Source organism: Catenulispora sp. GP43, assembly GCF_041260665.1.
Taxonomy (GTDB): domain Bacteria; phylum Actinomycetota; class Actinomycetes; order Streptomycetales; family Catenulisporaceae; genus Catenulispora.
Map to the genome: position 1 here is coordinate 1 of NZ_JBGCCT010000008.1, position 13,970 is coordinate 13,970.

Here is a 13,970-nt window from a genome sequence, read left to right on the forward strand (position 1 = left end):
GGGGGGGGGGGGGCGCGGGGGGCGGGGGGGGGCCCCCGCCGGGGGGGGGGGCGGGGGGGGGGCCCGCGGGGGGGGGGGGGGGGGCCCCCCCCGCCCCCCCCCCCCCGGGGGGCGCCCCCCCCGACGCCCTGGCCGCGCGGCTTTCACCAGTAGTCGGAAGGAGCCAGCCGCTTTAGTTGGCCGCGGTGAACCGCTGCCGCCGGAACGCGGGCTTCTCGATCTCGTCCAGCATCGCGACCGCGTAGTCCTCGGCGGAGATCGCGTCGCCGGCGGGGGAGTCGGTCGCGGTCTTGTACTCGCCGGTGCGGGTGCCCGGCTGGATCAGCGGGGCCGGGCTGAAGTAGGTCCAGTCCGCGCTCTCGCCGAGGCCGCGGATGTAGTCCAGGGACTCCGCGCCGATGAGCGCCTCGGCCTTGTACAGGTCGGGGAACTCCGGGTCGTCGACCAGGCGGTGGTCGCCCACCAGCAGCGAGCCGGCGCCGCCGACGACGAGCAGGCGCGCGCCGCCGAGCGTCTCGGCCAGGGTGCGGACCTGGGCCAGGAACTCGCGGCGGTCGCCGCCGGTGCGGCTGGGGCCGATGGCCGAGACCACGACGTCGGCCTCGGCGGCGACGCGCTTGGCCAGCTCGGCGTCGCCGGCGTCGCCCTGGACCGGGTGCACGCCCTCGGGCAGCGCGGCGGCCGAGCGGGTGATGCCGGTGACGGCGTGGCCGCGGGTCAGGGCCTCGGCCACCACCCGGCTGCCGATCATGCCGGTGGCCCCGTAGACGGCGATCTTCATGGTCGTGTCTCCCTCGTTGCTGGTCTTTTGCTCGGTACGAGGACAGTAACCATTGGTAACTGATTACTTCAACGTGCTATAAGTACCTCATGGTTACTATCGCCCCACCACGGCTGGTCGACCGCTTCCGGGCCGCCCGCCGCACCGGCGAGCGCGGGGACCTGTTCGACGCCGACTGCCCGACCCGGCTCCTGCTGGACCGGATCGGCGACAAGTGGACGGTCCTGGTCGTCCTGCTGCTCTCCGACGGCCCGATGCGCTTCACCGAGCTGCGCACGCACCTCGGCCGCGTGGCGCCGAAGGTCCTGACCCAGTCACTGCGCCGCATGGAACGCGACGGCCTGGTCACCCGCCGGATCTTCGCCGAGGTCCCGCCGCGCGTGGAGTACACCCTCACCGAGCTGGGCCACTCCCTGGCCGAGCCGATCGCGGTGATCGGCGACTGGGCCGAGCTGAACATGCCCCGGTTCATCGCCGCCCAGCAGGAGTACGACGCCGCGCACGCGGCTCCCGGCGAAGGCTCGGAGTCGGAGTAGTCGGAGTCGGAGTCGGAGTCGGCGCCAGAGTCGGAGGCGGCACCGGAGACTGCTGGCGGCGGCTGATCTGCCTGATCCGCAGCTCGCTTAGGGCCACGCCTGGCCGGCCGCTCAGCAGCCGGACGGTCCCAGCCACCCGAGGATGCCGGCTGCTCGAAGCCCTCGGCGGCCGGAGCTCCCAGCTGCTCGTAGCTCTCAGCAGCCCGGAGCTCCCAGCTGCTCGTAGCTCTCAGCAGCCCGGAGCTCCCGGCCGCCCGAAGCCCTCAGCGGCCCGGAGCTTCCAAAGCTCCCAAAGCCCCCGAACCTCCCGCCCCCGTCACGCCGGCATCGGCAGCAGCATCACCGGCTCCGTGGTCGGCTGCGCCGAACCCCCGGCCGGCTCCACCGTCAGCCCGATCGTCCGCGCGTCGCCGAGCCCGTGGGCCAGCACCGAGTCGAACGCCTCGGCCGTCACCGGCACCACGCCGCCCGAGCGCGCCCCCGACGGACCCATCATCCACAGCTGATACACCTTGCCCGGGGCCAGCCGGCTCAGTCCGCTGACCGTGATCGCCGCCTCGTCGCGGGAGCGGGACACCAGGACCCGGCCGTTGCCGCCGGTGCTGACGTTCACGCTCTCGGCGTGCACGTCGGGGGCGGCCAGCAGGGTGGAGATCGCCGTGCTGCGCTGGCGGGCCTGGTCGATCTGGTTCTGCTGGTCGTTCAGCCGGACGCCCAGTACCGCGACCACCGCGGCCAGTCCGGCGGCCAGGCCCCAGCCCAGGGCGGTGAACCAGCGGCGCCGCGGCCGGCGGTCGGCCTGCCGGGCCGGTTCGTGGCTGACGACCGGCGGGATCTGCCGGGTCACCGCGATTCGCGCGTCGACCGCCGCCTTCAGGCGCGGCGGGGGAGTCTGGGCCGCGGCCGAGGCCAGCAGCGCCGCCGTCTCCTGGAGCTCGGCGACCTCCTGGACGCAGGTGGGGCACCGGGCCAGGTGGCGCTCGAACGCCTCGAGCTCGGCCGGCTCCAGCGCGTGGCACACATACGCGCCGGTCAGGGAGTGGACCTCCGGATCCATCGCGTTCATCATCCCACCCCCAGGCAGTCGCGGAGCCGGGCCAGGCCGTCGCGCAAGCGAGTCTTCACGGTTCCCAGCGGGCTGCTCAACAGATGCGCCACCTGCGAATAGGTGTACCCGCCGTAATACGCCAGCGTCACCGACTCACGCTGTAATTCCGTGAGGCCCTCCAGACACCGCCGCACCCGCTCCCGGTCCAGCCGTGCCTCCACCGCCTCCACCACCTCGTCGAACGGCGGCACGACCATCAGCTCCGCGGCGCGCGCCTCGCGCCGGGCCGAGGCGTCGGCGGACCGGACGCGGTCCACGGCGCGCGCGTGCGCCATCGTCAGCGCCCAGGCGCGCGCCGACCCCCGGTGCGCGTCGAAGCGGCTGGCGGTGCGCCAGATCTCGACCAGCACCTCCTGCGCCACCTCCTCGGCCTGCGCGGGGTCGCGCAGCACCCGGCGCGCCACGCCCAGGACCGGGCCGGCCAGCTGCTCGTACACCGCGTCGAAGGCGTCGCGGTCGCCGAGGGCGACGCGGTGCAGCTGCGCCTCCAACGTCGCCTGCTCCTCCGAAGCGGTCCTGGAGCCGGCACGTCCGAGCATGGGCTGTGGTCTCCACTCGTCGAAGTCGTCGGGGGCGCGCCGGCGCGCTGCCTGTCCCAATTCTCGCCTCACGACAGCTATTCGGTGCCCAGGCCGTGCCGGATTGGTCCGGACGTGTCGCCGGTTCCGGGACGGACCGGTGCTGCCGACCCTCGATCGGGTGACGCCCGGCGCGCCATTCCAATCCGCGGCGCGCGCCGTTCCGAACGGCTGGCATGAGGCGCTTGGGCAGGACGGTCGGCATAGCGGTCGGCACGGCGGTGGGGGCAGCGGCAAGGGCGCTGCGACGGGCCGCGGTTCTCGCCGGACCCGGCGCGGTGATCGGCCTGATCACGGCCGGTCTCGCGGTCGGCGTGGGAGAGCTGGCCGCGGTGTGGTCCGGGCCGCAGACGGCCCCGGCGATCGCGGTCGGCTCGGCGGCGATCGACCTGACGCCGACGCCGCTGAAGGAATTCGCGATCCGGAACTTCGGGACGGATGACAAGCTCGTCCTGCTCACCGGGATCTACTTCACGCTCGGCCTGATCGCGGTCGCCGCTGGCCTCATCGCCGTGCGCCGCCTCGGTTTCGGGGTCGCGCTCGTCGCGATGTTCGGCGTGGTGGGCGCGTGGGCCGCCTTGTCTCGTCCCACGTCGCAGAGCGGCGACCTGTGGCCGTCGTTGCTCGGGGCCGCTGCGGCCGCGGTGGCGATGTTCCTGCTGGTGCACAGCTATCGGGCTGCGAGAGCACCAGCATCGGAAGCTCCGCCGCCCTCGCGCCTGCCGGTCTGGGCCCAAGGCCGTCGAGGGTTCCTCGCCCTGGCCGTCGGCACCGCCGGCACGGCCGCGGCGACCGAGCTGGTCGGCCGGGTCGCGGTGGACCGGCGCTACGACGTCGCGGTCAAGCGCTCCCGGGTTCGGATCCCGACGCCGGCGGTGCGGGCGCCCGCGATCCCGGCCGGCGCGCATCCGAACGTCGTCGGTCTGTCCGAGTTCATCACCCCGAACTCAGAGTTCTACCGTGTCGACACCGCGCTGGTGCTGCCGCAGGTGGACCCGGAGGCCTGGACGCTGCGCATCCGCGGGCTGGTCGACCGCCCGCTGGAGCTGTCCTTCGCCGACTTGCTGTCCCGGCCGCTGATCGAGCACGACCAGACGCTGTCCTGCGTCTCCAACGAGGTCGGCGGCCCCTATGTGGGAACGGCGCGCTGGATCGGCGCCCCGCTGGCAGACCTGTTGCGCGAAGCCGGCGTCCAGCGCGGTGCGGACCAACTGGTCGGCCGCTCGATCGACGGCATGACCATCGGCACCCCGGTCGAGTCAGTGCTCGACGGCCGCACCGGCCTGCTCGCGGTGGCGATGAACGGCGAGCCGCTGCCGATCGCGCACGGTTTCCCCTGCCGCATGCTGGTCCCCGGCTTCTTCGGCTACGTCTCGGCGACCAAGTGGCTGGTGGACCTGGAGCTGACCACCTTCGCGAGCTACGACAGCTACTGGGTCCAGCGCGGCTACTCGAAGACCGCGCCGGTGAAGACCGCCTCGCGCATCGACGTGCCCAAACCGTTCGCGCACGTCCCGGCCGGCACCGTCACCGTCGCCGGGGTGGCCTGGGCCACGCACCGGGGCATCGACGCCGTCGAGGTCCGCTCCGACGGCGGTCCGTGGACGCTCGCGCGCCTGGCCCAGGCCGACACCCCGGACACCTGGCGGCAGTGGACGTGCTATCTGGATCTGCCGCCGGGCTTGCACCAGCTGGAAGTCCGCGCGACCGACGCCACCGGCGCCGTGCAGACCGCGCAGCGTGCCGACACCTTCCCCGATGGCGCCACCGGCTGGCATTCGGTGGTCTTCACCACCACATAAGGGCTTTGCAATCGCTGTCTCACACAGCGTTGGAAGTCATGAAAAACACTGACCAATCCGGATCCGCAGCGGCTCCGAATACCGATCGTCAGCAGCACCCGGACACCCGAATCAAGGAGCTAATCCATGTTCTCCACCCGCAGCAAGACCGCCGCCGCCCTGCTGTGCTCGGCGGCGATCGCGGTGAGCGCGAGCGCGTGCAGCAGCAGTACGAGCAAGCCCGCCGCCGCTCCGGCCGCGTCGTCGTCGAGCTCGATGCCGGTCGCCGCCTCGTCCAGCTCCTCGGACATGAGCACCGGCTCGACGGGCTCGGCCGACGCGCCGTTCGGCACGGCCTGCTCGGCGGTGCCCAGCACCGGCCCGGGCAGCTTCACCGGCATGGCCACCGACCCGGTCGCCACCGCCGCCTCGCACAACCCGGTGCTGTCCACGCTGGTGACGGCGGTCGGGGCCGCGGGCGTGGGGGACACCCTCAACTCCGCGCCGGGCATCACGGTCTTCGCGCCGACCAACGACGCGTTCGCCAAGATCCCGGCCGACACCCTCAAGTCGGTCCTGGCCGACAAGGCCCAGCTGACCAAGATCCTGACGTACCACGTCGTGTCCGGGCGGCTCTCGCCGAGCCAGCTGGCCGGCACGCATACCACGCTGGAGGGCGGCACGGTCACCGTCACCGGATCCGGCCAGTCGTTCAAGGTCGACAACGCGAACGTGGTCTGCGGCAACGTGCAGACCGCGAACGCCACCGTGTACATCGTCGACTCGGTGCTGATGCCGCCGACCAGCTGAATCAGGACTCGCTGAATCAGGGCTCGACGACGTGGCGGCTGCGAAGGTGTCGGAGCCCTCTGACATTCTGATGCCGATCAAGTGGATCGGCAGGGGTGGTGGAGCGATGTACGGGCCGACGACCGGGCTTCCGGAGACCGTGATCGACGCGATCGCGCAGGTGGCGGCGGCGGAACTGAACCGGGTGGCGCAACTGGTTCCGCCCTCGCCGGCGGCCGAGCTGGGCCGGCTCGGCCGGCCGCAGCCCGACCGCGGTCCGCTCGGGCCGCGGTCGGCCCGGGTTCTGATGCCGTCGGGCGTCCAGCAAGGCTCGGCGGCCAGGGCCGGGATGGCCGGCCTCCAGCCGTTGCTCGCCGAGCGGTTGCTCGGCGCCCTGGAGCTGACGGTGGCGGCACTGGATCTCCCCGTGCCGCAGCTGGTTCAGGTTCTGCCGGACGGCGGCCCTTCCGGCCGCAGGGCCCTCACCGTGGCGGTCGGGAGCCAGGGCGAGATGGTCTCGGAGCTGTCCAAACTGGACGGCCTCGTGCCCGGTGCCACCGACATGGTGGCCTCCGTCGTCGCCGCCGTCGCCGAGCACCCCTTGGTGGCTCCCCAGTTGACCGGCACCGGTTCGGACGAGGCCGGCATCGCCGCGGCCCACGGTGCGCGGCACCTGGCACTGACCGTCGTGGTCGCCACGATCGTGCTGCGGCCGCTGTGGCCCGCCGTCACCGCCCCCGCGATCATCGGTACGGCGCTCGGGGTCGTGGCGCCGATCCTGCGTGACGCGTCCATGCCCGCCTCCTACGCCGAAGCCGCGCTGGCCAAGCGCCGGGCCGAATACCTGATGCCGCGCTACGGCAACGGCCGGGCCGTCGTCGCCGATCACGTCTTCACCCTGGCCGAAGGGCCGCTCGAATCCACTGCGGACTTCTCGGAGAACGGTCTGGTCGCGGTGCTCCCCAACGGGATCGCCGTTCGTACCGCACAGGAATCCGGTTCCGTCTCCGTCGGATTGCATGTGGTCAAGGAGCCACCGGAGCCGGATGCCTCCAGGTGGGACGAGATCGTCGAGGTCGGCTGGCGCGCCCCGGCCGGCGGCGCGGCGCTGTCCGGCAGCGGCGAGACCACCCAGATATCTCAGGCAGTACAGATCACGCCCCCGTGGCCCGGCGAGTATCGGGCTCGGGTCTGCGCATCCGGCCGGGACGGCGAGAACCATCATGAGTCCTACCAAGTCGTGGTCTGGCGCGCGGAGGCCGCTGATCCCGTGGTCCACAAGCATTCCGACCGGCTCGGGTATTCACTGCGGGGCGAAGCCGCGCCGCCGGTTGTCCGTACCCCCGATGAGGTCTACCACTGGATCGAGCGCAGCCACCTGTCCCAGGCCGCCACGGTCACCTTCGTCGCGGGCAAGTCCGGTTCCGAGGTCTTGCGCGCTTTCGGTGCCGACGAGTCCGCGCCGGCCCCGATTCGCGAGTTCGAGCGCCGGCACTACAGCAACACCGATCCGTGGGCCTGTGTGCTGGACGTACCCGGCGGCGCGGTCGCCGTCGAGTTCAACGGCTGGGAAGGCAGTAACAGGCCGGTGCTGCGCGCTGCGTCGTCCCCGGACACGCTGGCCGCGAGCATGTTCTGGAACATCAACGCCGTGCGCCGGTTCTCCTTGGCCCGCAACGGAAACGTGCTGACCAACACCGATCTGTACCTGGACGAGATCGACGCCCCGGAAGCCCTGGAACTCTTGGCAGACCTCGATGTGGAGGGTCGGCACCGTAACGCCGTCGGGTTGCTGGCCGCCAGCCGGTTCACCGGCGTCTGGCTCTCGGCCGAGGATCTGGACCGCATCCAGGCCGTCGACATCGGCTACCCGATCCTGCCGCTGCTGCCCGAGTTGTACGCGGAGCGGCGCCTGCCGGACGGCTCACGCAGCTGGCCCGGCCAGGGCCCGCTCGGTGCGGACACCGACCGCCTGGCCACGCTGCCCGATGACGAACTGCGCGAGTTCGCATGGTGGGTCGCGGCCTTCGCCGTCGAGCACTCCGAGCACTCCGAGCATTCCGAGCTGTCCGAGCACTCGGTCCTCACCGCGACGCTGGCCGCCCGGTCCTTCTCACCCGAAGCCGAGGAACTGGCCCGCCGCTCCCAACTCCACGACCACAACAAGCACCGATGGCTCTGGACGACCCTGCACCAGGCCACCAACCCCGATCCGCTGGGCGCCGCCATCCGGGCCCTGGACGCGGCACGCAACGCCGTGGCCGGCCATGCCGCCGAACTGCTGGAGCAGGCACAGGCCCGGCTGCCCGGGCAAGCCGTTCGGTAGCAAACGGCCATCGGCTCACAGGGGCGTCAGTCATGTCGAAACTCGGTACGGCGGTCGACACACTCGTCGAGCGCCTGGAAACCTACGAGGCCCGGATCGAGGAACTCACGGAGAACGTCAAAGCCCTGACGGAGAAGGTCGCCACGCTCGAAGCCCGGCTGGTGAAGGCGACCACCGCCGACGTGGGCTTCGAGCTCGTGCCGATCCGCGACGAGGCGACCATCGCCCTGGCCGAGTACCGGCGCCAACTGGACGACGTGCCGTTCTCACCCGAGGCCGACGGCGTGACGCCGGCCATGCGTGCCGAACACTACGCGGCGGCCGACGCCGTGGCCCGGGCGGCGAGCTGGGTCGCGCAGTCCGGCCCGAGCCGCGACAAGGAGATCTACGCGGCTATCGGCACCGGACGCAAAGCCCTGATCCGCCTCACCGCGATGCTCGAACGCCGGCCGATCCCCATGCCGCTGCTGACCGCCGACGAGCTCTCCGGCCACGTCAACGCCGCGACCGACGTCCACACCGGCGACCGGTTCCGCTGGGAAGGCGACGGCGACGCCGAATTCCTGGTGGACCGGCCGGTGCCCGGCAAGCCCGTGCTGCTCGAGGTCGTCTCGCTCGGTGAGCGCCACCTGGAGCTGAACGTCGTCCAGGTCGAGCGCACCGACCGCAAACTGGAGGAACACCGTTCGGGGTCGGCCGGCCGGGGGTTGGTCTTCAGGAAGATGGCACGCCCCGAGGTCACCCATCTGCGCATCACCGGCAGCGGATCCTGGCGCGCGCGGGTGGTCCAGCCCGACGAGCTGCCGCCGATGGAGCGCGTGACGACCGGACAGGGCGAGGCCTGGTTCCGGCACACGCTGGGCGCCAGGAAGGTCGCGATCCAGGGGGCCGAGGGCGGCTCCCTGGAGTTCGTGCCGGACTGTACCTGCAGGGGCATCTGCACCAACTACGACCACTGCACCCCGAAAGCCCTCACCTACTACAGCGGCGAATTCCGGGAGGACAGGACTTTGCCGCGCAAGAACGGAATGCTGTCCGTGTCGATGTATCCGAAGTCGGTGTGGTCGGTCACCATTCTCCGCTAGCGGGCTATCGCTGCGCCGCGCGGGCAGTCGCCAGTTCTTCGCGCAGCCGGTCGGCCTCGGCTTCGGCGCGCTCGGCGCGGGCCTGGTGCGCGGTGGAGGCGGAGGCAAGGGCTTCGGACCTGTCGGCGTAGGCCTTTTCCAGACGGCGGACTTCCTCGGCGTGTCGGTGGGCCTCGTCCTCTTTGGTCTGGACGGCAGCGGCGGCGCGTTCCTCGGCGCGGGCCTGCTCGATCTCAGCGTGCTGCTGTGCGGCGCGGGCGGTGGCGACGTCCGCCTCCGCGCGCTGCTTCACCGTTTCGAAGAGCTGCCCGAGCGCTTCACCCGCGGCGGTGGCGATCTCCGGCTCGTCCATGGTCGTCATCTCTTCGAAGAGCTTTGTGATCTTCTCTTCGGCGGTCGGCTCCGACTGTTCGCTGCCCATCCGTGGCCCCTCGTGAGTTGTCGGACGGCACGAACGTACCTCCACGCCCTAGGTCTGCGGCGGCCTGGGAATGAAACCACTGGTACGCGCCGCGTACTCGGCGTACCCGGGACGCGTCGCCTTCAGATGCGCCTCCACCAACGGCTTGCCGCTTCCGGACGTCAGCAGCCACGTCATCAGCACCGGCGACAGGATCGTCAGCAGCGTGGGCCAGGCGCCCACGCCGATGAGGAACAGGCCCCACCACACGCAGGCGTCGCCGAAGTAGTTCGGGTGCCTCGTGTAGCGCCACAAGCCTTCGGTCATGAGGCGGCCGCGGTTCGCGGGGTCGGCTTTGAAGCGGGCCAGCTGCCAGTCGCCGACGGTTTCGAAGCCGAGTCCGAGCAGCCACAGCGCCACCCCGATCACGGCTGCCGTCAGACCCGCACCTGACGCGCCGGTCGCCACAAGACCGACCTGCACCGGCAGGGAGATGAACCAGACCAGGACCGCCTGCAGCAGGTAGACCCGGGTGAAGGCGGTCCAGGCCGGGTTGCCGCCGGCCTTGGCCAGCATCGCGGCGTAGCGGGGGTCCTCCGGGGCGCCGCGTCCGCGCCGCGCGATGTGGACCGAGAGCCGCAGCCCCCACACCACCGTGCAGACCGCCAGCAGCCAGCGGCGCCAGCCGTCGCCGTGATCGGTCGTCAGCGCCGCTGTGACGACGGCGACCAGCGCGAACGCCGATCCCCAGACGGCGTCGACGTAGCGGTGGCGTCCCCGGGCCATGCCGACGACGAACACGCCGCTGAACGCGATCAGCAGCACCGCCGCGTCGATCGCCGAGACGGCGGCGAAGGCCCCCACGGATTCGGCCCGCATCCTCATCGTCCTCCAGATCTTGCGGTTCGCGTTCGGGGTACCACCGGCAGACCGCGCAGGAACAACGCGATTCCCTGCCGCCGGATCCGCGCGGCGACCGCGAGCGGCGCCATCGGGTGCCGGGCGGCCAGGCGCAGCAGTTCGCGGCCGGTCGCGGCCCGGCGCTCGCCGTGCACGCTGGCCACGAACGGCGGCGCCTCGGGCAGGTCCAGCCGGATCGCCAGGCTCAGCCGCTCGCCGGGTTCGGGGACGCGCATCCGGTAGACGCCGCCGTCGATCGGCAGGAACGGCGAGACGTAGAAGTCCTTGGCGACGTCCGCGCGGCCCTTGTCGTCGGGGAACAGCAGGTAGGCGTGGCGTCCGCCGTAGGTGTTGTGCACTTCGGCGACGACGCACACCAGCCGCTCCTCGGCGTCGCGGCACCAGTAGACGGTCAGCGGATTGAATACGTACCCGAACACCCGGGCCGCCGTGAGCATCAGCACCCTGCCGTCGCGGAGGAACACGCCGCGATCGGCGAGGAAGTCCTCCAATCCCGCGCGGATGCTCAGGTCGTGGCCCGAGAAGTGGTCGGCGGGGACGAACCCGGCGAACGGACGCAGCGGGCCGGGCAGGTGCGGCAGGTCGTCGAGATCGACCAGCCACAGGTAGGAGGAGTACGTGAAGTCGTTGGCGACCGCGCCGCGCCGCGTATGGCGGATGCGGCACTCGTACAACGCGGCCGACCTCACCACGTCACCCCGAAAGCCGCCGCCGCCGCCACCCCCGAGGCGCAGCCGTCCTCGTGGAAGCCCCAGCCGTGATAGGCGCCGGCGTACGCGGTGCGCGCGGTGGTCAGCTCCGCCAGCCGTGCCTGCGCCGCGACCGACTCCGGGGTGTACACCGGGTGCTCGTAGCGCATGCGGTCGATCACCCTGGCCGGGTCGATCCGGTCGGTGGCGTTCATCGTGACCAGGTACTCGATCGGCGCGTCGAGGTGGTGCAGCTGGTTCATCGCGTAGGTGACAACGGCCCGGTCCGGCGCTCCGTGCGGCGTTCCGTGCGGCGTTCCGTCCGGGGCCGCCGCGCCGCCGCCGGAGCAGGACGGCAGCAGGTAGTTCCACGAGCTGTACGCCGCCCGCGTCGAGGGCAGCATCCCGGTGTCGGTGTGCAGCACCGTCTCGTTGACCGAGTACGGGATCGCCCCGAGCACCGCCCGCTCCGTCGGGCTCGGATCGGCGAGCAGCCGCAACGCCTGGTCGGAGTGGGTCGCGACGACGACCTTGGCGACGGTGTGCACCTCGTCGGCGTCGTCGCGGATCCGCACGCCGTCCCCGGTACGGCTCAGCGACCGCACCGGGGTGCTCAGGTGGACCGCGTGCAGGTTCTTCACCGTCCGGTCCACGTAGGTTTTCGAACCGCCGGTGACCGTCCGCCAGCTCGGTGAACCGGTGACGGCCAGCATCCCGTGGTGGTTGAGGAACTGGAACAGGTAGGCGGCCGGGTAGCGTTCGGCGGTCTCGCGGCCCGAGGACCACACCGCCGAGACCAGCGGCAGGATGAAGTGGTCGGCGAAGAAGCGCGAATAGCCGCCGGCGGCCAGGAACTCCCGCAGAGTGATGCCCGACGCCGCCGGCCGAGGCGTGTCCGCCAGCAGCTGCCGCGCCTCGCGGTGGAACCTGCGCACCTCCAGCAGCATCCGCACGAACCCCGGCCGCAGCGCCCGGCCCGGGGTGGCCAGCAGGCCGCGCGGGCCCTTGGCGCCGGCGTACTCCAGGCCGCAGCCCTCGCAGCGCACGCTCATCGACATCTCGGTCGGCTGGGTGGCCACGCCGAGCTCGTCGAACAGCCGGATGAGGTGCGGATAGGTGCGGCGGTTGTGGACGATGAAGCCGCTGTCCACCGACAATATGCGGCCGGACTCGGCCACCTCGTGGGTGTGCGCGTGGCCGCCGAGGCGACTGTCGGCTTCGAACAGCAGCACGTCGTAGCGGCGCTGGAGCAGGTAGGACGCCGTGAGTCCGGCGACGCCGGATCCGATCACCGCGACCTGCTCGCGGCGGGCGTCCCGCCCTGGTGCCGAACCGGTCACCGATACCTCCCTCGACGATGTCTCGACAGGAGGTATTCGGTGCCGGACGGGATCCGGATTGGGGTTCGCGGGGTGGTTTCGCCGATCGCGGCCAATCCGCGGCGTGTTCGGCGCCGAATCCCGGGTGTCGGCCGGGATTCGGGTGTGCTGAGCTGGTGGAATGGAGCGGTGAGTAAGCCAATGCCTTCGTCGTCGTCACCTTCGCGGGCCGCGGTCGCGGTGTTCACCCGTGATCTGCGAGTCCATGACAACCCGGTCCTCGCCGCCGCGGCGGCGTCCTCCGACGGGCGGGTGGTGCCGTTGTTCGTGCTCGACGGCGGCATCCTGCCGCGGATCAGCCCGACGCGGCGAAGGTTCCTGGAGGAGTCGCTGGCCGATCTGGACGCCGGGCTCCGCCGGCTCGGCGGGCGCCTGGTGCTCCGCTCCGGCGATGTCGTCGCAGAGGTCTGCCGGATCGCGCACGAGGCGGACGCCGCCGAGGTCCACATGGCCTGCGACGTCACGGCCTACGCGCACGAGCGCCAGGACGCCCTCGCCTCGGCGCTGCGGGCCCAGGGCGCCGAACTCCATCTGCACGACCAGGTCCACACCATCCAGCCGCCCGGCGATCTGCGGCCCGGCGACCGCGACCACTTCTCGGTCTTCACCCCCTACTGGCGGCGCTGGGCCGAGATCCCGCTGCGTCCGCCGGCGACCGCGCCGCACCTGAGCGTGCCGGACATCGCCGGCCAGGAGCTGCCGATCCCCGCGGACGCCGAGCGGGCCGGGGGACTGCGCGGCGGCGAGACCCAGGGCCGCAAACGGGCCGAGCAGTGGCTGGACAAGACGGTGGAGGAGTACGAGGGCATCCACGACGACCTCGCCGCCGACGCCACCTCGAAGCTGTCGCCGTACCTGCACTTCGGCTGCCTGTCAGCCACCGAACTCGCCGCCCGGGCCGGTCGCGACCACCCCGGCTCCGGCGCCGAGGCCTTCCTGCGCCAGCTGTGCTGGCGCGATTTCCACCACCAGGTCCTCGCGGCCCGCCCCGACGCCCCGCACACCGACCTGCGTCCGCGCGGCCCGTGGCGCGACGACCCCGAGGCCCTGGCCGCCTGGTCCGAGGGCCGCACCGGCATCCCGATCGTCGACGCCGGCATGCGCCAACTCGCCGCCGAGGGCTGGATGCACAACCGCGCGCGCCTGATCACCGCGAGCTTCCTGACCAAGACCCTGGGCATCGACTGGCGTCCCGGCGCGGTGCACTTCGCGCACCACCTGCTCGACGCGGACGTCGCCAACAACGTCCTGAACTGGCAGTGGGTCGCCGGAACCGGCATGGACACCCGCCCCAACCGGGTGCTGAACCCACTGCGGCAGGCGGCGCGGTACGACCCGGCGGGGGAGTACGTGCGGCGCTATGTGCCCGAACTCGCCGACGTCGCCGATCCGGGGCACGTGCACGAACCCTGGCGGCTCGGCGAGAGCGCTTTGAAGGAGCGCGACTATCCGGCGCCGATCGTCGAGGTGGGCGGCGGAAAGGTGGGCAAGCGCGTGGACGAGCCCGGCGAGGCGCTGTTCTGAAGCCGAGACCGCGGCAGGCAAACGGCGGGTTACCCGCTCCGTACCTATAACTGAATCTTGATATCAGGGCCTT

General features: G+C 71.8%; 13 protein-coding genes. 6 read left to right on the forward strand and 7 right to left on the reverse strand.

The features are described from left to right. Nucleotides 1-172: 172 nt before the first annotated feature. Complete coding sequence (locus ABH926_RS17650; RefSeq protein WP_370366733.1) at nucleotides 173-781, reverse strand: NAD(P)-dependent oxidoreductase; 609 nt, start codon at nucleotides 779-781, stop codon at nucleotides 173-175. Between the two features lie 89 nt (nucleotides 782-870). Between ABH926_RS17650 and ABH926_RS17655 the strand changes: the two genes are divergently transcribed. Continuing rightward, complete coding sequence (locus ABH926_RS17655) at nucleotides 871-1,317, forward strand: winged helix-turn-helix transcriptional regulator (protein WP_370366734.1); 447 nt, start codon at nucleotides 871-873, stop codon at nucleotides 1,315-1,317. A 316-nt stretch (nucleotides 1,318-1,633) separates the two neighbouring features. Here the strand turns inward: ABH926_RS17655 and ABH926_RS17660 are convergent, their stop codons facing one another. Further along, nucleotides 1,634-2,374, reverse strand: a complete 741-nt coding sequence (locus ABH926_RS17660; RefSeq protein ID WP_370366735.1) for an anti-sigma factor domain-containing protein — start codon at nucleotides 2,372-2,374, stop codon at nucleotides 1,634-1,636. 8 nt (nucleotides 2,375-2,382) lie between these two features. Next, nucleotides 2,383-2,964 carry an ECF RNA polymerase sigma factor SigK gene (gene sigK, locus ABH926_RS17665; protein WP_370366736.1) on the reverse strand — a complete coding sequence of 194 codons (582 nt, stop codon included), beginning with the start codon at nucleotides 2,962-2,964 and terminating at the stop codon, nucleotides 2,383-2,385. 215 nt (nucleotides 2,965-3,179) lie between these two features. Between sigK and ABH926_RS17670 the strand changes: the two genes are divergently transcribed. The 4 genes from ABH926_RS17670 to ABH926_RS17685 all read left to right on the forward strand — a co-directional run bounded on the left by ABH926_RS17670 (nucleotide 3,180) and on the right by ABH926_RS17685 (nucleotide 8,984). Continuing rightward, complete coding sequence (locus ABH926_RS17670) at nucleotides 3,180-4,805, forward strand: molybdopterin-dependent oxidoreductase (RefSeq protein ID WP_370366737.1); 1,626 nt, start codon at nucleotides 3,180-3,182, stop codon at nucleotides 4,803-4,805. Nucleotides 4,806-4,931: 126 nt separating this feature from the next. Continuing rightward, complete coding sequence (locus ABH926_RS17675) at nucleotides 4,932-5,594, forward strand: fasciclin domain-containing protein (RefSeq protein WP_370366738.1); 663 nt, start codon at nucleotides 4,932-4,934, stop codon at nucleotides 5,592-5,594. A 106-nt stretch (nucleotides 5,595-5,700) separates the two neighbouring features. Next, nucleotides 5,701-7,899, forward strand: a complete 2,199-nt coding sequence (locus tag ABH926_RS17680) for a DUF6461 domain-containing protein (RefSeq protein WP_370366739.1) — start codon at nucleotides 5,701-5,703, stop codon at nucleotides 7,897-7,899. A 32-nt stretch (nucleotides 7,900-7,931) separates the two neighbouring features. Next, a complete protein-coding gene (locus ABH926_RS17685; protein WP_370366740.1) occupies nucleotides 7,932-8,984 on the forward strand; it encodes a hypothetical protein in 1,053 nt (350 codons plus the stop codon). A gap of 4 nt (nucleotides 8,985-8,988) precedes the next feature. Here the strand turns inward: ABH926_RS17685 and ABH926_RS17690 are convergent, their stop codons facing one another. Genes ABH926_RS17690 through ABH926_RS17705 form a run of 4 tightly spaced genes read right to left on the reverse strand, consistent with a single transcriptional unit; the run spans nucleotide 8,989 to nucleotide 12,334 of the window. Then, nucleotides 8,989-9,405, reverse strand: coding sequence for a hypothetical protein (locus ABH926_RS17690; protein WP_370366741.1), 417 nt, complete (start codon nucleotides 9,403-9,405; stop codon nucleotides 8,989-8,991). A 48-nt stretch (nucleotides 9,406-9,453) separates the two neighbouring features. After that, nucleotides 9,454-10,263 (reverse strand): DUF1295 domain-containing protein, encoded by an 810-nt coding sequence (locus ABH926_RS17695; protein WP_370366742.1) that lies wholly within the window; start codon nucleotides 10,261-10,263, stop codon nucleotides 9,454-9,456. Between the two features lie 2 nt (nucleotides 10,264-10,265). Beyond that, nucleotides 10,266-10,994 (reverse strand): DUF1365 domain-containing protein, encoded by a 729-nt coding sequence (locus ABH926_RS17700; protein WP_370367060.1) that lies wholly within the window; start codon nucleotides 10,992-10,994, stop codon nucleotides 10,266-10,268. Next, the gene (locus ABH926_RS17705) at nucleotides 10,991-12,334 is read right to left on the reverse strand and encodes an NAD(P)/FAD-dependent oxidoreductase (RefSeq protein ID WP_370366743.1); all 1,344 of its coding nucleotides are present in this window, start codon (nucleotides 12,332-12,334) and stop codon (nucleotides 10,991-10,993) included. The genes ABH926_RS17700 and ABH926_RS17705 overlap by 4 nt, the downstream gene beginning before the upstream one ends. A 180-nt stretch (nucleotides 12,335-12,514) precedes the next feature. On the opposite strand from ABH926_RS17705, the gene ABH926_RS17710 reads away from it, so the two are divergent. Continuing rightward, nucleotides 12,515-13,897, forward strand: a complete 1,383-nt coding sequence (locus ABH926_RS17710; protein ID WP_370367061.1) for a deoxyribodipyrimidine photo-lyase — start codon at nucleotides 12,515-12,517, stop codon at nucleotides 13,895-13,897. The last annotated feature ends 73 nt before the right edge of the window (nucleotides 13,898-13,970 follow it).